General features: G+C 34.0%; 18 protein-coding genes. 1 reads left to right on the top strand and 17 read right to left on the bottom strand.

What is annotated here, in order from left to right; translation table 11 throughout:
- Window positions 1-269: 269 nt before the first annotated feature.
- The 10 genes from DW269_RS13005 to recG form a co-directional block, all read right to left on the bottom strand.
- Window positions 270-1316 carry an ABC transporter substrate-binding protein gene (locus DW269_RS13005; RefSeq protein WP_117459471.1) on the bottom strand — a complete coding sequence of 349 codons (1047 nt, stop codon included), beginning with the start codon at window positions 1314-1316 and terminating at the stop codon, window positions 270-272.
- A complete protein-coding gene (locus DW269_RS13000) occupies window positions 1300-2106 on the bottom strand; it encodes an ABC transporter permease (protein ID WP_022425434.1) in 807 nt (268 codons plus the stop codon). Before DW269_RS13000 ends, DW269_RS13005 begins: the two co-directional genes overlap by 17 nt.
- Window positions 2081-2950, bottom strand: a complete 870-nt coding sequence (locus DW269_RS09095; RefSeq protein WP_117459470.1) for an ABC transporter permease — start codon at window positions 2948-2950, stop codon at window positions 2081-2083. The genes DW269_RS13000 and DW269_RS09095 overlap by 26 nt, the downstream gene beginning before the upstream one ends.
- Entirely contained in the window at window positions 2950-3993 is a 1044-nt protein-coding gene (gene potA, locus DW269_RS09090) for a spermidine/putrescine ABC transporter ATP-binding protein (RefSeq protein ID WP_117459469.1), read from the bottom strand. The genes DW269_RS09095 and potA overlap by 1 nt, the downstream gene beginning before the upstream one ends.
- Window positions 3994-4007: 14 nt before the next feature.
- Window positions 4008-4541, bottom strand: coding sequence for a helix-turn-helix domain-containing protein (locus tag DW269_RS09085; protein WP_022425431.1), 534 nt, complete (start codon window positions 4539-4541; stop codon window positions 4008-4010).
- Window positions 4542-4683: 142 nt separating this feature from the next.
- Complete coding sequence (locus DW269_RS09080) at window positions 4684-5508, bottom strand: prephenate dehydrogenase (protein ID WP_117459468.1); 825 nt, start codon at window positions 5506-5508, stop codon at window positions 4684-4686.
- Window positions 5505-6968 carry a nicotinate phosphoribosyltransferase gene (locus tag DW269_RS09075; protein WP_117459467.1) on the bottom strand — a complete coding sequence of 488 codons (1464 nt, stop codon included), beginning with the start codon at window positions 6966-6968 and terminating at the stop codon, window positions 5505-5507. Before DW269_RS09075 ends, DW269_RS09080 begins: the two co-directional genes overlap by 4 nt.
- 102 nt (window positions 6969-7070) lie before the next feature.
- Entirely contained in the window at window positions 7071-7763 is a 693-nt protein-coding gene (rnc, locus tag DW269_RS09070; protein WP_117459466.1) for a ribonuclease III, read from the bottom strand.
- Window positions 7763-8737, bottom strand: coding sequence for a phosphate acyltransferase PlsX (plsX, locus tag DW269_RS09065; RefSeq protein ID WP_117459465.1), 975 nt, complete (start codon window positions 8735-8737; stop codon window positions 7763-7765). The genes rnc and plsX overlap by 1 nt, the downstream gene beginning before the upstream one ends.
- Window positions 8738-8770: 33 nt before the next feature.
- Entirely contained in the window at window positions 8771-10771 is a 2001-nt protein-coding gene (recG, locus tag DW269_RS09060) for an ATP-dependent DNA helicase RecG (protein WP_117459464.1), read from the bottom strand.
- A gap of 72 nt (window positions 10772-10843) precedes the next feature.
- On the opposite strand from recG, the gene DW269_RS09055 reads away from it, so the two are divergent.
- A complete protein-coding gene (locus tag DW269_RS09055; RefSeq protein ID WP_117459463.1) occupies window positions 10844-11437 on the top strand; it encodes an HAD family phosphatase in 594 nt (197 codons plus the stop codon).
- A gap of 30 nt (window positions 11438-11467) precedes the next feature.
- Here DW269_RS09055 and DW269_RS09050 read toward each other — a convergent pair whose 3' ends face one another.
- The 7 genes from DW269_RS09050 to DW269_RS12770 form a co-directional block, all read right to left on the bottom strand.
- The gene (locus DW269_RS09050; RefSeq protein ID WP_117459327.1) at window positions 11468-12148 is read right to left on the bottom strand and encodes a fructose-6-phosphate aldolase; all 681 of its coding nucleotides are present in this window, start codon (window positions 12146-12148) and stop codon (window positions 11468-11470) included.
- Between the two features lie 3 nt (window positions 12149-12151).
- Entirely contained in the window at window positions 12152-13078 is a 927-nt protein-coding gene (locus DW269_RS09045) for a glycyl-radical enzyme activating protein (protein ID WP_117459462.1), read from the bottom strand.
- On the bottom strand, window positions 13041-15350 hold the full coding sequence (locus DW269_RS09040) for a formate C-acetyltransferase/glycerol dehydratase family glycyl radical enzyme (RefSeq protein WP_117459461.1): 2310 nt from the start codon (window positions 15348-15350) through the stop codon (window positions 13041-13043). The genes DW269_RS09045 and DW269_RS09040 overlap by 38 nt, the downstream gene beginning before the upstream one ends.
- A 360-nt stretch (window positions 15351-15710) precedes the next feature.
- Complete coding sequence (locus DW269_RS09030; RefSeq protein WP_117459460.1) at window positions 15711-18830, bottom strand: ABC transporter ATP-binding protein/permease; 3120 nt, start codon at window positions 18828-18830, stop codon at window positions 15711-15713.
- Window positions 18831-19025: 195 nt separating this feature from the next.
- Entirely contained in the window at window positions 19026-19808 is a 783-nt protein-coding gene (locus DW269_RS09025; protein ID WP_199410044.1) for an RNA-guided endonuclease TnpB family protein, read from the bottom strand.
- A complete protein-coding gene (locus tag DW269_RS12775) occupies window positions 19718-20188 on the bottom strand; it encodes a helix-turn-helix domain-containing protein (protein WP_233502476.1) in 471 nt (156 codons plus the stop codon). The genes DW269_RS09025 and DW269_RS12775 overlap by 91 nt, the downstream gene beginning before the upstream one ends.
- A 252-nt stretch (window positions 20189-20440) precedes the next feature.
- Window positions 20441-20782, bottom strand: a complete 342-nt coding sequence (locus tag DW269_RS12770; RefSeq protein WP_199410043.1) for a MerR family transcriptional regulator — start codon at window positions 20780-20782, stop codon at window positions 20441-20443.
- Between the last annotated feature and the right edge of the window lie 343 nt (window positions 20783-21125).

Genomic DNA, 21125 nt, shown 5'->3' with positions numbered 1-21125 from the left:
ACTTGAACCGATGGTCGAAGAGTTGCAGTCTTCTGCCTTACCAACTTGGCTATGGAACCGTCGCAATCGAGATTGCTTGTATACTATACTATGTATTTTGAAATAATGCAAGGGGTTTTTAGAATTTTTTTCTAAGTGTTTACATTTAATTTGATAAACACAAGGTTTTTTAAATTAAAAAAATATGATTTTTTTATCAGAACTCCTAAGAGAATGCTTACAATAAAAGAAAAATGGTGATTCTAGATCTAGAATCACCATAAAATATGTTATTTTGCTTTAACTTTTGTCCAGTAGTTACTAAACATTTCTTTAGTCTTAGTATCCTGATAGTTGAAACATTCATCTTTTGGTCCAACACGCATGCTGTAAGCATTGTTGTTCTTGAATTCTTTCTTTCTTGCTTTTGCAGCTGCTACAGTATTAGTAGTTAAATAACCTACTTCCTGTGTATTTAAGAAAGCGTTCTTATCAGAAATCATATAGTTAATGAATTTATTAGCCATATCTGTATTCTTACAATCCTTAGAGATGACAAATCCATCGAACCAATAGTTAGTACCTTCTTCTGGCATATAGAAGCCCATATCTGGGTTTTCTTTCATTACATCAGCTGCATCACCTGAATACATAACACAAAGTGCTTTTTCACCATTCTTCATGTTATCGATAGAGTCATCTGTTGCATATGTAGGATCCATAGTCTTTCTCTGTTCTACTAACCAGTTGAAAGCAGCCTGGATTTCATTTTCGTTAGTAGTATTCATAGAATAGCCTAAAGCCTTTAATGCAACCATCATAGAGTCTCTTTCAGAGTCATACATATAAAGGTTACCCTTATACTTAGTATTACGTAGGATTTCCCATCCTGCTTTTAAATCTTCTTTTGTAACCTGTGTTTTGTCATAAACGATACCTACGTTACCACAGAAATATGGTACCCAGTATTCGTTGTTAGGATCAAACTGCTGGTTTAATACTTTAGTATCTAATGATTTCTTATTTGTAATCTTAGACCAGTCAATCTTCTGTAAAAGATTTTCTTTGATCATACGTTCAATCATATAATCAGATGGTACCAATACATCATACTGGTTGCCACCTAATAATTTAGTGTACATTGATTCATTAGAATCGAAAGTTTCATAAATAACCTTACAATCATATTCATCCTGGAATGCCTTAATAACGTCCATATCGGCATATACACCCCAGTTGAATACCTTTAATGTGTGTTTATAGTTTTTAGACCCACACCCAGTCATTAGGCCGCAGATAACTGCAACGCAAAGTAAACCTTTAAATAGCTTTTTCATTTTTTACCCCTCTCTTCTTCAAATAAATATATGGTACAAAAGTGCCTAATAATACCCCAATTAAAATAACTACAAGAATAACTGTAGATAATGCATATATACTTGGATCAACACGTTTAGACATGTTATAAACAACGATAGAAATATTTTCTACACCATTGCCAGATACAAAGTACGAAATGATAAAATCATCAAAACTCATAGTAAAAGATAAAAGTGCTCCTGCAAAGATACCAGGCTTGATCTGAGGAATGATGACCTTAGTCAATGTCTGGAATGGTGTTGCCCCTAAATCCATTGCCGCATCTGCTAGATTGTCATCTAACTGCTTGACTTTAGGATAAACATTCGTAATCACATATGGTGTACAGAATGCAATATGAGCAAGCAGCATTGTCATATAACCCTTTTCAAAGTTCACAAAACTAAATAACAACATTAAAGAAATAGCTGTAACGATTTCAGGGTTCATGATTGGTAAGTTATTGACCTGCTGCACAAGAGTTCTGACAGTCTTCTTAGATTTAGATAATGCAATGGCTGTGATTGTTCCTAAAACAACTGAGCAGATTGTCGCAATAACCGCAATACTAACTGATACAAAAATCGCATTTAATAGCTGTGTGTTATTAAATAACTGTACATACCAGCGTCCTGAGAAGCCACCAAAATGTGATAAAGACTTGGCGCTGTTAAATGAGAAAACTGCCATAATAAATATTGGGAAATAGAGGAAGACCATACATAGTGAAATAATAATCACTTTACTGAGCTTTTTTTCTTTTCGCATTAGTAAGTCCTCCCTGTTCAATTTCATTATTTGTCTTCTTTTCAGCACGGTAGATGAGTGCCATAGAAATAATGACAATCACGCCTAAGATGAGTGATACAGCACTACCGAAATGCCAGTTACCTACAGTGATGAACTGGTTTTCAATGAAGTTACCAATTAAAGAGTACTGTCCTCCACCTAACATCTTTGGAATAACGAATTCACTGATAGCTGGTAAGAATACCATTGTAATACCAGTTAATACGCCACCAAGTGATAGCTTAAAAGTAATCTTAAAGAAGGCTGTAACCTTATTAGCACCTAAATCATAGGCTGCTTCTACAAGTGAAGGATCCATGTTAGTTAAAGATGTATGGATTGGCAGAATCATAAATGGGAGGAAGTTATAAATCATCCCAATGGCAACTGCCCCATCAGTATATAACATTCTAAAAGAGCCTAAGCCAAGTAATCCTAGGATGTTATTTAAAATACCGTTTCTAGATAAAATAGAAACCCATGCGTAAGTACGCATTAAAAGGTTGATCCATGTTGGAATAGTAATCAACATAATAAGAATAGTCTGAGTATGCTGTTTACACTTAGAAATCATAAAAGCAACTGGATAACCAATTAATAAACAGATTAATGTAGTAAGTAATCCAAGTCCGAATGATTTAATCAACACCTGGACAAAGATTGGATCAAAGAATTTCGCAAAGTTTGCGAATGTGAATTCAAATGTCTTGATTGCGGATGCCTTTTGTGTAAAAGCATAGAATACAATCAACACCATCGGCAATACAGTTAACAGGAATAGAAATAGGACATAAGGTGTAATGAGTTTTTTATACTGTTTCATTAATATGTACCCATTGGTTCCATGACATGAATATCTTCAGGCCAGAAATCTAAATCTACTTTCTTTCCTACTTCTGTTAAATCTGTTGTATGAATCTTATAGTCCTGATTTTCTGTACGTACCATGATTTCATAGTGTACCCCTTTAAAGATAACAGATACAACTTCACCTGCAATTTTACCTCTACCTGGTTCTACAATATCTAAGTCTTCAGGACGTAATACAATATCTACTTCCTGACCTTCTTCAAATCCTTTATCTACACATTCAAACTGCTGACCATGCCATTCTACAAGGTAATCCTTAATGAAATGACCTTCTACAATATTAGATTCACCAATGAAGTTGGCAACAAATCTATTTTCTGGTTCATTATAAATATCAATTGGTGAGCCAATCTGCTGAATTAAACCTTCATTCATTACGACAATCTTATCAGACATAGTAAGTGCTTCTTCTTGATCATGAGTAACATAAACGAAAGTAATACCTACCTGCTGCTGGATCTTCTTTAATTCAATCTGCATTGTTTTTCTTAGTTTCAAGTCAAGTGCGCCTAATGGTTCATCAAGAAGAAGTACTTTTGGTTCATTAACAAGAGCTCTTGCAATCGCAACACGCTGCTGCTGACCACCAGATAACTGAGAAATATTTCTTTCTTCATAACCTTTTAAACCTACAAGTTCCAACATTCTTCTTACTTTATGATCAATGATTTCATCAGGCATTTTCTTAATATGTAAACCAAATGCTACGTTATCATAAACATCCATATGTGGAAATAAAGCATACTTCTGGAATACTGTATTTAATTCTCTCTTATATGGTGGTACACCTTCCATGTTCATACCATCAAATAATACAGTACCTGATTCAGGTTCTTCAAATCCTGCCATGATTCTTAGTGTAGTTGTTTTTCCGCATCCACTTGGACCTAGAAGTGTTACGAATTCATTTTCATAGATGTCTAAGTGAATTCCTTTTAGGATGACCTGACCATCAAATGATTTAGTCAGATTATCTAATTCAATAATTTTCTTCATAAAACTCTCCTCATTTAAAATAATGGTGGTGTAGAAATCCAGATCACTCTCGCCTTTCTTTCCCACTGATTCTCTAAATAATGTGCACGTGTGCCCTTCAAATAAAATGTTTCACCCTTTTTAACAATTTCTTCTCGCATCCCATAATGAAGAACAACTTTACCTTCTAATACATAACCAAACTCTTCTCCACCATGGGGTTCCATCTTCATTGAACGTTTACCATTTTCTAGTTCAATAAGAATAGGTTCCATCTCATTTTTCTGAGCATTTGGTACGATATAGTGAATGATGTAATCATCCTGTTCATTCACAAAAAAATCCTTTTTGCCAAAAACAAGCTGTTCATCCTCCTGCTGATCAAAGAAATCATGAAGATTAGTACCTAATGCTTCAAGAATATCATCAAGTGTTGCGACAGATGGTGATGTTAGATTTCTTTCAACCTGGGAGAGGAAACCTTTTGATAATTCACTACGGTTTGCAAGTTCTTCAAGAGTTAAGTCATTTGCAAGTCGCAGCTGTTTAATTTTCCTTCCGAGATCCATCTAATCCTCCCTGTTTTATATAATTAACTTTTTGTTCACTTAATCAAACAATGATATTATACACGCTTATAGTAATCTTTCAACCTCTTTTTTAAACTTTTTGTTTTATATATTAAACTTTTGCAATAAAAAAAGAACATTCTTACAAATGTTCTCTTCTTTTTGTAGATTTTCTAAATGCAGCCTTTAAACTCTCATCATCATTATCACGAATCGCATTTTTTAGAATATCTAACTGCTCTTCAAATCGTTCAATAGAAGCAAGCAAATACTGTTTATTATTCATAAACAATTCATCCCATAAGTCTTCATTAATATTCGCAATACGTGTAAGGTCTCTAAATGAATCACCAATATACTTTCCTGTCTCATATTTCTGATCATCACTATTCATAAGTGATACAGCCAAACAGTGAGGTAACTGAGAAGTAAACGAGATAATTTCATCATGTGCTTCAGGAGACATGATCTTAACTGAACGGAAACCTAACTGCTTAGAAAATTCCTGAACAAAATCTATAGTAGATTTCTTATTATCATCATGATAGACAATAATGAAGTTCGCATTCTCAAACACCTGTTTAGAAGCATATTGATAGCCCTTCTTTTCTCTACCTGCCATTGGATGAATAGAAATATATTCTACATCTTCTGGAATGATAGAAAGTGCTTCTCTTAAGAAATAAGATTTAATTCCTACGGCATCTGTGACGATACTTCCTGGTTTAAATTGGTTGTTTTTAATAAAGTCTAAGACAAGACTTGGGTAAAGGCAGATGATTGTAAGATCTGTTTTAGGAATAATATCCTTCCCATCTAGATATCCTTCAATGATGCATCCCTCTTCTTTAGCCATATCTAGAGTCTGCTGGTTTGTATCGATACCATAGACTTCATAACCCTTTCCTTTAAGTGCCTTAACAAAACTGCCGCCAATAACGCCTAATCCTACTACTGTAATTTTCATCCGCGTTTTTCCTCAAGCATCTTTAATTTATAGTCAATAAGTCTTTCAGAAAGGTCTACATAATAAGCATGTGGGTATTCTAAACGGAATATTTCATCCCATAATAATGTGCCCTGTTTTTTAACGTTTTCTCTGATTTCTTCAAGTGTCTTTTCTTCGTATACACATTCACCATCCACAAAGACAGGTTTCTGTAATTCAAAGAATGTATAAGACCCACCTATTAATGTTTTATTCTTCCATTTATCATACTGAGAGTAAATAGTGAGATTCTTTTCTGGATCAATTGTTTCATCCGCAAACATTACAATATCCGCGATGGCTTTATTTGTTTCATTCTCTATTAAACGATAGACCTTCTTATAGCCTGGATTAGTAATCTTTTCTTTATTTTCTGAAATCTTAATTTTAGGAACAATCTGACCATCCTTTTCCATAGCCGCCATCTTATAGACTCCACCAAATACTGGAGAAGACTTAGATGTAATCATGTTTTCCCCTACACCAAATGAATCAATACGTGCACCCTGTTCAAGTACAGAACGGATTAAATATTCATCTAATGAGTTAGAAATAGAAATCTTTGTATTAATCAATCCAGCAACATCAAGCATCATTCTTGCTTTCTTAGTAAGATATGCGATATCTCCTGAGTCAATACGAATACCAGCTAATGTCTTACCCATTGGCTGTAATACTTCTTCTGCGACTCTAATCGCATTTGGAATACCACTCTTTAATGTATCATATGTATCTACTAAGAGAATACATGAATCTGGATAGATTTCAGCATAGGCTTTAAATGCATCATATTCAGTGTCAAATGATTGAACAAAAGAATGTGCCATTGTACCAAGTACTGGAATACCAAAAGCTTTACCTGCTGATACTGTAGCAGTTCCTGCTGCTCCACCAATATAAGCTGCTCTTGCGCCATATGTTGCACCATCATATCCCTGTGCTCTTCTTGCCCCAAATTCCATAACAGGACGGCCCTTAGCTTCCTGTACAATTCTATGTGTTTTAGTTGCAATCAATGACTGATGGTTGATTGTTACTAAAAGGAAAGTTTCTAATAGCTGTGCTTCAATCAATTTTCCTTTAACAGTGACTAATGGTTCATAAGGGAATACAGGTGTTCCTTCAGGGACTGCCCAGATTGTACCATCGAACTTGAAATCAGCTAAATAAGATAAAAATTCTTCATCAAACATATTTAAAGTACGTAAATAGTCAATATCGCCCTTTGAGAAGTGCATATCTTTGATTGCTTCAATCAACTGTTGTAGTCCTGCCATGATGACATAACCACCATTATCAGGATTCTTTCGATAGAACATATCAAAATATGCAATTTCATCCTTTTTTCCCTGTTTAAAATAATCATATGACATTGTTAATTCATAAAAGTCCATGACAAGAGTTATATTTCTTGCATCACTTACTGTACTATTTCCCATATTGTAATCTCCTAACTTGTTTGTTTTTTATCATACTATCATTATACAAAAAGTAAAGTGATTTGTCTTTTTTTACAAAACTTACACATAAGAAAAAGAAGACTATGAAGCCTTCTTTGCCATTTTCATTAATGCATCTTTTGCTGCATGCTGTTCTGCACGCTTTTTACTTGTTCCCTTGCCAGTACCTAAAATCATATCATCTAAAATAACTTCAATGACAAATTCAGGAGCATTGGCTGGTCCAGTTGAACTTTTTACATGATAACTGACTGTCTTACGGTCATCTGACTGCACTAATTCCTGTAATTTAGTCTTATAGTCAGTGATATCATCAAATTCGTTTACTTCATTGACATGTTTAAAGATTGTCTTTTCAAGAATGCGCATGACCTGTTCTTTACCACAATCTAGATAAAGTGCACCTATAAATGATTCATAAATATTTGCAAGAACACTTTCACGATGACGGCCACCACTCTTTTCTTCACCTACACCTAAATAAAGAAGTTCACCTAAATGAAGTTCTTCGGAAAAGCGTGCTAAAGATTCTTCTCTTACAAGCTTAGAACGAAGCTGTGTTAACTGTCCTTCTTTATATTCTGGATGTAATGCAAAGATGAATTCTGATACAAATAGCTGTAAAACAGCATCTCCCATAAATTCTAGTCTTTCATAATCAGGAATATGAACATTTGATTCATTCGCATAAGACGAATGAGTAAATGCTTCCTTATAAAGACTAATACGTTTAAAAGGAATGTTTTCTTTCTGTAAGAAATCTAATATTTTCATTATTGAAGTCCTTCTTTCATACGACCTACAACATCTAAGTCTACCATTCTATATACAAGTTCCATCGCATTAAAAACTGCCTTGGCATCTGAACCACCATGTGCTTTTACGATTGCTTTTTCAAAGCCCATAAATAGAGCACCACCAACTGATTTATAATCAAAGCGTTCTTTCAAAGCATATAATTGAGGTTTTGCAAATAAGGCACCAATCTTTCCTCTTAATGTCGCAAATAATGATTCTTTCATTGCCTTCATAAGAAGAATGGCTGCACCTTCTGATGCTTTTAATGCGATATTCCCACTAAATCCATCTGTCACAACAACATCAATATCCCCTGATAATAATTCTCTACCTTCTATATTACCCGTGAAGTTGATCTTATCACAATCTTTTAATAGTTTATAGGCTTCCTGATGCATTTCATCACCCTTATGATCTTCTGCACCAATATTAAGTAAAGAAACCTTTGGATTTTCCTTATTTAATACAAGTTTGCTATATAATGAGCCCATTACCGCAAATTCTTGTAGCTGTTCTGCTGTATTGGTCGCATTAGCACCAACATCCATCAGGCATGTACTATTACCGCTATATGTAGGAAGAGTTGCCATTAAGCATGATTTTTCTACGCCTTCAATACGCTTTACAAACAACATAGAAGCAGTATAAAAAGCACCTGTAGAACCACATGATACAACTCCATCTACTTCATCCTTACGGGCCATCATTAATGCCTTCACCATTGAAGATTCTTTCTTTCTTCTTACACCTAATACACTATCAGTCATTAATACAACATCACGTGCATCTACAATATGAATAGAATTAATAGATTCTAAAGCTGTTAATTCTTCTTTTTTACCTGTCACATATAATTCAACATCTGGATGCTTTTCTGCAAACTTCTTGCAGGCCTCCACAACAGGTGCACTACCTAAATCTCCGCTCATCGCATCGATTGCTAATTTCATAAAAATCACCTCGTCAGTTACATAATATCATAACTAATCAATATATTCATTCCCTTTTTTTATCTTTTTCTTGATCATCTCAATATAGTTTTCATATTCCCCGTACTTATAATAATCATGAATCATCTTAATTGCATATCTTCTTGTCTCTTCTAGAATATTCATATCCTTAAAAATATCACCCATCATAAAGGCTGGAAGACCGCTCTGCTTATCACCTAATAGTTCTCCTGGTCCTCTTGTTTTTAAGTCATATTGTGATATTTCAAATCCATCATCATGTTCTTCTAGATAGTGTAGTCTCTCTTTTGCTGGTTCGTCCTGTGCTTCTGATAACAGAAAACAATACCCCTGCTGGTCTCCTCTTCCAATACGACCACGTAACTGATGAATAGAAGATAAGCCAAATCTTTCAGCATTATAAATAACCATCATATTCGCATTGGGAACATCAACCCCTACTTCTACCACTGTAGTAGAGACTAGAATTTGTATTTTATTATCTTTAAATGCCTGCATCACTGCATTTTTTTCTTCATCTTTTAAGGAACCATGAAGTAATCCTGTTTGATAATGTCCTTTAAAATAAGAAGACATCGCTTCATAAATAGTCAAAGCACTTTTTAATGGAAGATCTTCGTTGTCTTCAATCAAAGGACAGATGACATAACATTGTCCACCCTGAGCTAAATAATCTTTTAATTGCTTTAAGAAAGGCTTCATAGAACTGCCTTCAAAATATTTTGTTAGAATAGGCTTTCTACCTTCAGGTCTTGTTTCTATACTTGAAACATCCATATCTCCATATAAACTCATTGCAAGAGTTCTAGGTATAGGAGTCGCACTCATGACAAGGAAGTCAACACCTTCACCTTTTTGTTTTAAGGCTTTTCTTTGTTTGACTCCAAAACGATGCTGTTCATCTGTTACTACAAATCCAAGTTTTTTATAATGAACGATCTCCTGGAATAATGCATGTGTCCCAATAACTAGATCAATAGCGCCACTTTCTAAACCTTCATAGATTTCTTTCTTTTCTTTTAAAGTAAGTGATCCTGTGAGTAACGCTATAGTCATATCATAGGCTTCAAATGTTTTTTTAAGCTTACTATAGTGCTGCGTTGCGAGCACTTCAGTCGGTGCCATGAGAGCCCCTTGATAGCCACTTAAATAATTGGCATATAACCCTATAGCTGCCACAATTGTCTTACCACTTCCTACATCTCCCTGTAAGAAACGATACATGATTGTTGGATTATGAAGATCTAACAGTATATCTTTAGCACTTTGTTTTTGATCTTTCGTTAATTTAAAGGGAAGCGTATGAATAAAGGCATTGACTTCATCTAAAGAAAAATCCTTTGCATAGCCTACTTCCTGTTCTCTTTGCATTTTACGATATGAAAGAGCCAGTTCAAAGTTTAAGAATTCTTCATACTTAAGAGTTTTAATACCCTTTTGTAGTTGTTCATGATTCATTGGAAAATGGACTGCATAAAGTGCTTCTTTCTTACTCATGAGATCAACTGTTTCTCTTATTTCTATAGGAAGACTATCTTCAATAGGTATGTTCATTACTAATACTTTTTTAACATATTGGGAAAAAGCATGACTTGTAAGTCCATCCTTTAAAGAATAGACAGGTGTAATACCTGATAATTGATCTAGATTCTTTAATAATATATTAGAAGCTGTGAAACGATTCCCTTCTACTTTACCTTGTAATGTAATGATACGATCAAGTGTAAGATGAGGGCGAAGAAAATGACGATTAAAGATTGTGACTATATAGTCATTGCCTTTAATAGACACATTGAATGTCATACGGGAAAAACGTCCTTTATAAAATACCTTAGGACTACTTATGATAACCCCCTCTACGCAGCATTTGTCTTCTACAGGAGGCCATATTTCAGTCACTTCATCATATTTATAAGGATAATGATAAATAATATCTTCTAACGTATCAATAGAGGAAGCATGTAATAAATCTATTCTATTTTGACTTGTAGTTACTTTCTTTAATTCTTCCATAATATCACCACTTCCTTGATTAACATATACATTTTATTAAGTATATCATATAATAATAAAAAGGAGAAAAAAATGAAAAATATTGTATTTGATTTAGGACGTGTTCTCTTAGACTATCAGCCTTTAGTTTGGCTGAAAAAGAAGAACTATACGCATTATAATGAATTATTTGAAATCATCTTCCAGAATCCTTTATGGATCAAACTAGATGAAGGAACCATCACAAGAGAACAGTTTACAGAAAAATTAATCAACGAATATCCTGAACTTGCATTGGATATAGAAGAAATCATGGAAGAATGGATTGAATTACTTCTTCCTATTGAAAATAATATAAAGCTCGTTTCTTTATTAAAGGAGAAAGGTTATTCTCTCTATATTATTTCTAATTTCCATTTAGATGCATATAATCGTTTCTTAAAGAAGCAGGATTGGTTTACTCTATTTGATGGAGCTATAATTAGTGCTAAAGAAAAACTAATCAAACCTGATTTAAAAATCTATGAATTATTATTAGACCGTTATCATTTAAATGCAGATGAATGTCTATTTATTGATGATTCTCTTGATAATATTAATGCATGTAAGAACGTCGGCATGGATGGTATTCATTTACCTGATCATTCAAAACTAGAAGAAGAATTAAAAGAACATCATATTATTTAAAAAGAAACGAGCCCTCGCTCGTTTCTTTCATTACATATCACAAAGACCTTTGTCTTCTCCGTATACTGAGTACCAATCATTATTGAAATCAGTTACAGCTTTAGAAATACTTGGATTTTCAAAGATTGCCTTTAATACACTTACTGGTGCAGTGACAGCCTGACTACCTGCATTAAATGCATCTCTTACCTGCTGTACACCCTTGAAGCTAGCTGCAAGAATCTTACAGTCATAACCATCTTCTACAATTCTATTAGATAAATGAGCCATTAATTCAAAAGGATCATTACCTAAGTTTCCAATTCTATTTGTATAAGGTGCAATATAGTCAGCACCTGCTGCGAGTGCCATATAAGCCTGCATCAAATCATAAACAGCTGTGGCAGTTACATTTTTACCTTCAGCTTTTAAGATTTTCATAGCTTTAACACCTTCATAAGTAGTAGGTACTTTTACATATACCTTGTCATCTACTTCTTCAAAGATCTTATGTGCTTCTTTAACGATTTCATCTGCTTCTGTCGCAATAACCTGAATATGTAAAGAACGTTCATCCCCAATGATTTTTCTGATTTCTCTCATATGTCCAAAGAAATCCTTTGGGCTTGTCTTTTTTACAATACTTGGGTTACTAGTGACACCTACGATTGGTAAGTGATCCACTGCATCTCTAATTTCTTCTAAATCTACAGTATCAATAATAAATTCCATTTTTTAATCTCCTTTGATTATATTTTTTATTCCACTATCAGATACAATCTGATAGTAATGGCTTAATTGTTCCTGGCTATAGACCAATGCATCCTCTTTAACACCATATTCAAATTCTGTTAAATCATATTTTGCGGATGCAAGAGGATTATAATTCAATAATTCATAACGTACTTCTGGATATAAACTATAAAGATAAGAGGCAATACTCTTAATATTGTTATCATCACCTGTATATCCAGGAATAAGTGGTGTTCTTACAATCACTTTATCTTTATGCTCACTTGTGAGTAAATAAGCTAGATTTTCTTTAATGATTGCATTTGATACACCAGTTGCTTCTAGATGTGCTTTGCCATCTTCTATCTTTAAATCGCAATAGATCTGATCAAGATAAGGTGCTGCCTTCTTCACTAAATCTAGCGAAGTATAAAGTGAAGTTTCAATAGCTGTATGTACTTTTGTATGGAGTTCCTTTAATAATTGTATCAGTTTTTCCTGCTGCATAAAAGGCTCTCCACCAGAAACTGTCACACCTCCACCATATTTAAAGAAAACTTCATCTTCCATCACCTTATCTACAAGTTCTTCTAAACTATAATATGAGCTATCATACTGAATCGCATCGGTAGGACAATACTTAAAGATTTCATCCAAATCATCGTCTATAAATACAGGTCTATCTCGATAGACTATTTTACCTGCTCCGTGCTTCTCGCAATTTCTACAATGCATGCACTTGTTTTCTAAGTAAATAGGCTTTCTTTGTGGCAAAAGTCCTTCAGGATTCTGACACCATCTGCATCTTAAAGGACATCCTTTAAAGAAGATTGTTGTACGTAATCCTTTACCATCATGTACCGCAAATCTTTTGATATCAAATACAAGATATTTAGATGTTGTCATAGGTTGTTCTCGCAATAATTTCATCCTGTAATTTACCTGCTAGTTCTACAAAGTAAGCTGTATATCCAGCTACACGGATTGTAAGTGAACGATGTCTTTCAGGATGAACTTTCGCATCTAATAAATCTTTTTTGTTCACGACATTGAATTGAATATGAGGTACATGCAAGTCTACAAAAGCACGAAGGAAGTTTTCAAACTTCATACATCCTGTTTCTGTTTTAAAGAAGTCTGGTAAGAACTTCATATTGAGTAATCCCCCATTGGTTGTGAGATCATCATCTAGCTTAGAGACAGATTTTAAGACAGCAGTTGGTCCTGCTAAGTCTCTACCATAGACAGGGGACATACCACCATCCGCAAGAGGTGTATAGGCGTTTCTACCATCTGGAGATGCACCTACATTTTCACCCATAGGAACATGAGCTGAAACAGTATACATACCTGTATGAATAGGACCACCACGATAATTCTTATACTCTTTCATCTTATTTCTAAAATAACGTGCCCATTTAGCACCACATTCATCTACCCAGGCAATATCATTCCCATATTTAGGTACTTTATTTAAAAGCATGGCTTGTGTGATTTCGTGCCCTTTAAAGTCAACTTGTAAAGCTGTAAGCAATTCTTTTGAATCTAAGAGATGGTCTTCATAGACTAGTTTTTTAATAGCTGCAAGTGAGTCTGCAAGGTTCGCAATCTGAATCATCTGGATACCAGATAAATTATACTTAGCGCCACCTCTTGTAACATCCATGCCTTTTTCTAAACAGTCATCAATGACGCATGATAAGAAGGCAGTCGGTAAACATTCCTGATGTACTCTTTCTACAACTTCTTCTGCTTTCATCATCATTTCAATAAAGTAATCAATCTGAATTTTGAATGCTTTTTCTAACTGTTCATATGTCTGATATGTTTCAAGTGATCCCATATCCAGACCAAGTTTCTGTCCCGTCAACAAACATTTACCATTATTTAAAGTAAGTTCTAATGCCTTATTGAGGTTAAACATAGCCGCATCACTCCAGCCTAGATTATTACCATGAGTGGTAAGTTCTACGCAACCGACAATCGCATAATTTAAAGCATCCTCGTGACTGATACCAAGTCTTTCCATCGCAGGAATAATCGCTTCATCGTTAAAGAACTGTGGCATACCACTACCTAATGCTACAACTTCAATCGCCTTCTGCATGAGTTCATGAGATGTATTCTTGTTAAGTCTTACTGATAAGTTAGGTTGAGGAAGACATAATTCCTTCTGTGCTTCTAGACAAAGCATGGATAAATCATTATATGTATCATGTCCTTTTTCGTCCAAGCCACCTACCGCAATATTAAACCCAATCGGGAATCCCGCAAAGTATTTAGCTGAATTACTGTTACGAAGATAAACAATCTGATTAAACTTCAACCAGAGACATTCTAATATTTCTAATGCATCATCTTTACTAATAAGTCCTTCTTTTAAATCATGTTCATAATATGGGTAAAGGTACTGGTCCATACGCCCAGGTGAGAATGAAGACGCATTGGATTCCATATGTAATATTACAAACAAGAACCATAAAGACTGTACGGCTTCATGGAATGTTTTTGGAGGTCTTTGAGATAAAGAAAGGCAGTTATCTGCAACACGCTTTAAATCATCACTCTTATGATAATCAGGCATAGAGATAATATAATCATGATATCTCTTCATGAAAGTGATTGCCCCTTCTAATACAAGTTTTGTGCATGTATAGAATTCTGTTTCTTGTTTGTCATTGATCTTATCTAATAATCCTTGTGGACCATACTTTAACCATAAAGCTGAATCAGGACAGATATGACCCTGTGCATGGTCTTTCTGATTGATCTTGACTACTTTACTGATATGATCAATTTCTTTTCCATAGCGTGTTCTAATGACATCCTCCATAGAATGTCCTTTCCAGTATGGATAAATTGTTTCTCTAAATTCTTTAATATCCTCTGTTTTTACTTCAAACTGATCCTGAGGACGGGTAGGAAGTGTTTCAAATTCTCTATCCACCCATGAACAGCCACTTTCAGGAAATACAACACCAGCACGTACACCTTTTGTACGATTACCTACAATTAATTCTTCTTTTTCAACACCAATTTCAATTTCTTCTAACGCCGCTTTTAAAGAGAGGGCACGTTTCATAGGAACAGAAAGAGTTTCATTCTCTTTATAAATACGTGTTATGATACGCGCTTGTTCAATAGATGCATAACGTTTTTCATCAAGCATCTTCTCTTTTAATATTGTAATTCTGTTTCTCATACTTTCTCTCCTTTTCAACTTTATTATACTCATTGCATTATTGTTTTCAATACTTTTATTATTGTTTGTGATAAATAAAAAGGTATACATCACCTGCATACCTTATATCTTATCTCCTGCAATCAAATCTTCATGTTTAGCGCTCTTTTCATGTGCATCTCCCTCCATTGCAGTAAGGAAAAGATAGAGTATTTCTGTTACTGCAATAGCAATCATATGAGAACAACGGCATTATAAAAGCAAAATACAAAAGCTTCACTTGTATGATACATGAAATATTTCGTATTTTTTCTAAGTCAAAGAAATGATCATGGGATGAATAGATTTCTTCAATGACGTTCTTTGGTATCATTTACTTCTTTAATCTGTACGTAATGCTTTGACAGGATCCTCTTTTGCAGCTTTACGGGATGGAATTAATCCACCAAGTAATGTAAGACCAATACTTAATAATATAAGAACAACTGCGCCACTTACTGGCAGCGTCGCATTGATAGAGGTCTGATTGGATACGTTATGTATAATTATATTAGTTGGAATCAATAGAAGCAAGGTAATACCAATACCCATAAGTCCTGATAATAAACCGATAATAAATGTTTCTGCATTAAAGACCTGTGAAATATTGTGCTTAGAAGCACCTATTGCACGTAGTATACCAATTTCCTTTTTTCTTTCTAATACACTAATATAAGTAATTACACCAATCATAATTGAAGAAACAACTAAAGAAATACCTACAAAGGCAATAAGCACATAACTGATTACATCAACAATATCAGTCACAGAAGACATAAGTGTACCTACAACATCTGTATAAGTAATCACTTTATCTTCATCTATCTTTTTCATCTTCTCATTGTAATGATCCAAATAATTCAAAACAGACTGTTTCTTTTCAAAATCCTGTGGAAAAATACTAATACTGTTTGGATTATCAAAGTCACAATAGCCAAATTTCTTTAGATTGTTATCGTAGCTTGTTTGTTCTGTATTCATCATTGATTTCATAAGCTCAGTCATATCCGTACTATCTCTATTCATTTTAATAGCCTGTTTAAAGATATCAGGATTAAAAGTAAATGCCTGAGATAAAGAGGTAGACAATTGTTTTGTGATATTTTGCATATATCCTGCCATAATAGTATTCAACTGTTCTTCTAGATGATTATCTTTGATAACTTTATTAATAAACTGATTGATGACCTGCTTAGAATCCTGTGAATTGAGATAGTTCATCATACTATTCTGTAATCCTAATGTAAATGAATTGATATCTTCTTTTGCATAATCACTAAAGTCATCCGCTACATTCTTCATAATCTTCTGCATCTGTTCTTCAGTGATCTTTATTTCACCATTTTCTTTAATTGCATCATCAATACCTTTCTTAATAATATCTGATGCTCTTTTGGATTGAAGATATTTTTGAACCACCACATTTAAATTTTCTGCTTCTTTTAAAGGATGTTCCTTTAAATAATCGTTATAGCCTGAAGTAAGCGTGGACATAAATAATGATGCATCATTTTGAGATATATCAATTTTTATCTGACTTAAAATACTAGACATATCCATTTGTGGTATGGATATATTCACCTTGCTTGTATCAAACTGAAATGCATTCTTTAGTGCATTATTATCTACTTGAAACATAGATGATAAATCAAATGATTTTTGAGACTGATCATTAAAAGATTGTCCAGTAATCACATTTATATTTTTATTTTCTAGCTGTGCTTTTACTATCTGGCTATTACTCGCATCTTTAATAGTAGAAGTGGCAAGTGAGTAAGGATAATAAATCCCCATAGCAAGCATAGAAGCATTAGTCGATTCTTTAGGCTGTACAACACCAACAATTTTTAAATCACTGCCATTTTGTACAAGTGAATTGATATAGTTTGTATCATTACTTTTATCTTTATATACCTTATATGTATCATCATATTGATAATAAGAGGATGCATTCACTACTTTAAAAGTAATACCTAATAGATCATTATAACGATATCCTTGTTTGCCTGTTGTGACTTTAATATTTTTCTCTTCACTAAAAGCTTTTAAAATCTGATCTAATTGTGCTGGGTCTCTTAAACCCAATGTATACAGCATAAAATCGCTGATACCACCTTTTTTAGAGAGTACCAATACACATTCATTTTTATTTTTAGGCCAGTGACCCGCTTTTACATCATATTGATCATCATATAAAGAGGCATGAGATGGAAGAGAATAGAAAACATTCGTATTCATCATACTACTCATCATAGAATTACTGCTTGTTCCCATGCCAAGTTTTTTCATTGTGGCATCAGGATTCACTTGTCTGATTCCATATTGATCATTTGCATAAATCTGTGGTGAGATACCATAATCATATTCTACAGCACGGGCATATTGATTAATTTCTTTATGTTCCTCTATATATGCTTTTAAGTTCTTTAAATCATTAGAACCGATCTTAGAGAACATATTCTCCATCATATCCACAACCTTGACTTCACTGTTGTTTTTCTTGACTGGTTCGCCCATCATCGCACTCATATCAATTCCTGTAGATTGAATAGAAAGAGGATATTCTGATAACGTCTCTTTTTCAATGGATGAGATATAGGCATTGACACCAGTGGAAATAGATAGAATAAGTGCAATTCCAATAATACCAATAGAGCCAGCAAATGATGTCAATATTGTACGAGCTTTTTTTGTCTTAAGGTTATTAAAACTAAGCATTAATGCGGTTAGGAAATTCATAGATGTCTTTCCCAAATTTTTATGAACAGGCTTTTCTTCTTTAAATGATACTGGGTTAGAATCAGAGACTATCACACCATCCTTTAGATTCACAATACGATTAGCATACATATGTGCAAGTTCTGGGTTATGAGTGACCATGACTACAAGTTTTTCTTTCGCAACCTGTTTAAGCAAGTCCATAACTTGTATACTTGTTTCACTATCTAGTGCCCCTGTTGGTTCATCCGCAAGTAAAATATCTGGATCATTCACTAATGCACGGGCAATAGCCACTCTTTGCATCTGTCCACCAGATAACTGATTTGGTAGTTTATGAGACTGTTCTCCAAGTCCTACCTGAGTCAGTGCCTGCTTGGCACGACGTGTTCTTTCTTCTCTAGAAACACCTGAAATTGTGAGAGCGAGTTCTACATTCGCAAGAATTGTCTGATGTGGAATCAAATTATAGCTTTGAAAAATAAAACCTATTGTATGATTTCGATAAGAATCCCAGTCCTTATCCTTATATTGTTTTGTGGAAATACCATTGATGATAAGATCTCCTGAATCATATTGATCTAAGCCGCCAATCACATTTAATAAAGTTGTTTTTCCTGAACCAGATGGTCCTAATATTGCGACAAATTCATTATCTCTTAAACATAAAGACACATGATCAAGAGCTGTCTGAGTGAGTTCACCTGTATGATATTGTTTGCATAAATCCTTAATTGTAAGCATTCTTCTCAACTGCCACTCAAAATGTGATTAAATATACTCACACCGAGATAATGTAAGTTCTCACGAACATTACTTACTATTTTATTGTGTATGCTTTCGATTGACAAAAAATCATATCTACTCACAAGTTCTTGTACACTTCATAGTCGTAAATTCCCGAAGTAGCCTTCGATACATACCTACGTTTGCGTTTGTTTATGCAACTTCGTAAGTCGTAGCATCTCTCAGATTTAGTGCAGCATTGAAATCTCTATCTTCGATATAACCACAGTCGCATCTCAAAACTCTATCTGAAAGCTTTAAATCTTTTTTGATACGCTTGCAACAATGACATGTCTTAGACGATGGGAACCATCTATCCACTATTCGAAGTTCAATTCCGTACTCCTTGCATTTAGCTTGAAGCTTTGTCTTAAATTCATAAAACTTCTGCGAAGCAACTGCCTTTGAAAGATGTTTGTTCTTCATCATTCCTGATACGTTTAGATCTTCAATCGTTATATGAGATGGCTTGGTTTTCACTATCTCTGCGATTATCTTATTGATGTAATCAGTACGAATATTGTCAATTCTATGATGAAGCTTCTGTATCTTAAGCCTTTGTTTCTGTATATTTTTCTTTTGAGTGGACCCTCCTTTCTTAAGATTTTCATACTTTCGAGAAAGACTTCTCTGTTCTCGAGCAAGCTTTTTTTCAAGCTTCTTTAATTTTGCAGATTTATTGATGTTCTTATAAGTTTTTCCATCAGAAACAATCGCAAAGTCCTTTAATCCAAGGTCAATGCCAATTCCTTCACTGGAATTATTGGCTGTCCTTTTATCTGGGATTTCTATAAGAACTGAAACATAGTATCTGTCAGCCTTTATTGAGACATGACCGCTCTTAATTACATATCCGTTTTTTTTGTAGGAATATATCCTTTCTCTTTGATGCGGACCCAGCCAAGTGACGGAATCTTGATTCTGTGTCTTTCGCAACTGCAATCTTTAGGATTATTCCTTACAAAATACATTTTCACATCAGATCTGCTTTTCTTCTTAAATTTTGGAAAGGCGCTCTTATGATTAAAGAAGTTTTCAAATGCGGTCTGTCCGTTATTTACTGCCTGTGTTACCGATTTTGAATAAGCTTCCTTGATCCATGAATATTCTGGATGGCTTGGAAGATACTCATTGTTAAGCCAAACTCTAAACTGGCTGCTGCTCATAAACTTCTTGCCACTTTCATGAAGTTCCTTATTATGAGCAAGATAGAAGTTATAGATAAATCTGCAAGTACCTATCGTTTTACGAATCCTGACTTTCTGCTCCTCTGTTGGATTTATTTCCATCTTAAAGCTCTTCAGCAATTTCCTCATCCCTTTCTATCTGTTTTTTTATACTTATTAAACCCATACAGCCTGCAGGAGAACATATGGAGTATTGAAACAATATCCTGCATGAGTTCTCCATCTGATTTCTAATCTAATTATAGAACAACTGGAAAATTCATGTATTAGGTTCAGCTTCGAGAACGCCGTTTAATAGGGGCTTATGAAATTTAATTTTCACTAGCCTACGGTTTGTGGGGATTCAAATTGTGGCTTTGATTTTCCGTTCCATTACCTCATCTAATAAATCGTTACACGGTTTCCATAACCTTCAATACACTGCTCTAGAATAATTCCTTTCGCATTGCAAAAATGTCTTAAAAATGCAACTTGATTTTGTAAATCATCTTTTTGATTCTTTGTAGACACTCTGGCATAAATAACCACCTGACGTTTATCATTTTCAATATTCATACCTTTGAATTGTAGATACTGATCATATGTGTAATAACGCCTATTAGTTAGAGTTCGGTTTGCCTTTAAAGTACCTTCTCTGTTCCAACGTTGTAATGTCTTAACAGAAACACCTAAAAGTTCGGCAAAATCTTTTGGCTTATAATTTTTGATATTTGATGTGTTCATTTTAACGTTCCTCTATAAGCACATTCAAACACAATAGTCAACATATTCAGTTACTTAGATTTTCTCCTTTTTTTCTATCATAACATAATATATTATGTGTAAAAACAAAGATGTTTCACTAAATTTTCACATATTTTAAATAAGCGCCTCATTCAAGGAGTTGTCGAAGGGATATATAACGCATTTTATTTTATAAATATATATAATAGTTATAGAGGTGAGAATTATGAGATCTTATTTATATGTTTATAAAATAAAAAAAGAAGAATCAAGCGATATTTTTCGGGTCTTTAATTTTTGTGGGGGTCAGACCTTCGCTCTAAATATTTGGGGGTCTTGGAAA

This window comes from Catenibacterium sp. AM22-6LB (assembly GCF_003435615.1).
GTDB classification, from domain to species: domain Bacteria; phylum Bacillota_I; class Bacilli_A; order Erysipelotrichales; family Coprobacillaceae; genus Catenibacterium; species Catenibacterium mitsuoka_A.
Note: the sequence above shows the minus strand (reverse complement) of the source record. Positions and strands in the feature narration are given on the sequence as shown.

Bases quoted from the DNA above. Each gene is read 5' to 3' on its own strand.
- DW269_RS13005 (WP_117459471.1), bottom strand. From the start codon at position 1,316: ATGAAAAAGCTATTTAAAGGTTTACTTTGCGTTGCAGTTATCTGCGGC.
- DW269_RS13000 (WP_022425434.1), bottom strand. From the start codon at position 2,106: ATGCGAAAAGAAAAAAAGCTCAGTAAAGTGATTATTATTTCACTATGT.
- DW269_RS09095 (WP_117459470.1), bottom strand. From the start codon at position 2,950: ATGAAACAGTATAAAAAACTCATTACACCTTATGTCCTATTTCTATTC.
- potA (WP_117459469.1), bottom strand. From the start codon at position 3,993: ATGAAGAAAATTATTGAATTAGATAATCTGACTAAATCATTTGATGGT.
- DW269_RS09085 (WP_022425431.1), bottom strand. From the start codon at position 4,541: ATGGATCTCGGAAGGAAAATTAAACAGCTGCGACTTGCAAATGACTTA.
- DW269_RS09080 (WP_117459468.1), bottom strand. From the start codon at position 5,508: ATGAAAATTACAGTAGTAGGATTAGGCGTTATTGGCGGCAGTTTTGTT.
- DW269_RS09075 (WP_117459467.1), bottom strand. From the start codon at position 6,968: ATGGGAAATAGTACAGTAAGTGATGCAAGAAATATAACTCTTGTCATG.
- rnc (WP_117459466.1), bottom strand. From the start codon at position 7,763: ATGAAAATATTAGATTTCTTACAGAAAGAAAACATTCCTTTTAAACGT.
- plsX (WP_117459465.1), bottom strand. From the start codon at position 8,737: ATGAAATTAGCAATCGATGCGATGAGCGGAGATTTAGGTAGTGCACCT.
- recG (WP_117459464.1), bottom strand. From the start codon at position 10,771: ATGGAAGAATTAAAGAAAGTAACTACAAGTCAAAATAGAATAGATTTA.
- DW269_RS09055 (WP_117459463.1), top strand. From the start codon at position 10,844: ATGAAAAATATTGTATTTGATTTAGGACGTGTTCTCTTAGACTATCAG.
- DW269_RS09050 (WP_117459327.1), bottom strand. From the start codon at position 12,148: ATGGAATTTATTATTGATACTGTAGATTTAGAAGAAATTAGAGATGCA.
- DW269_RS09045 (WP_117459462.1), bottom strand. From the start codon at position 13,078: ATGAAATTATTGCGAGAACAACCTATGACAACATCTAAATATCTTGTA.
- DW269_RS09040 (WP_117459461.1), bottom strand. From the start codon at position 15,350: ATGAGAAACAGAATTACAATATTAAAAGAGAAGATGCTTGATGAAAAA.
- DW269_RS09030 (WP_117459460.1), bottom strand. From the start codon at position 18,830: ATGCTTACAATTAAGGATTTATGCAAACAATATCATACAGGTGAACTC.
- DW269_RS12775 (WP_233502476.1), bottom strand. From the start codon at position 20,188: ATGAGGAAATTGCTGAAGAGCTTTAAGATGGAAATAAATCCAACAGAG.
- DW269_RS12770 (WP_199410043.1), bottom strand. From the start codon at position 20,782: ATGAACACATCAAATATCAAAAATTATAAGCCAAAAGATTTTGCCGAA.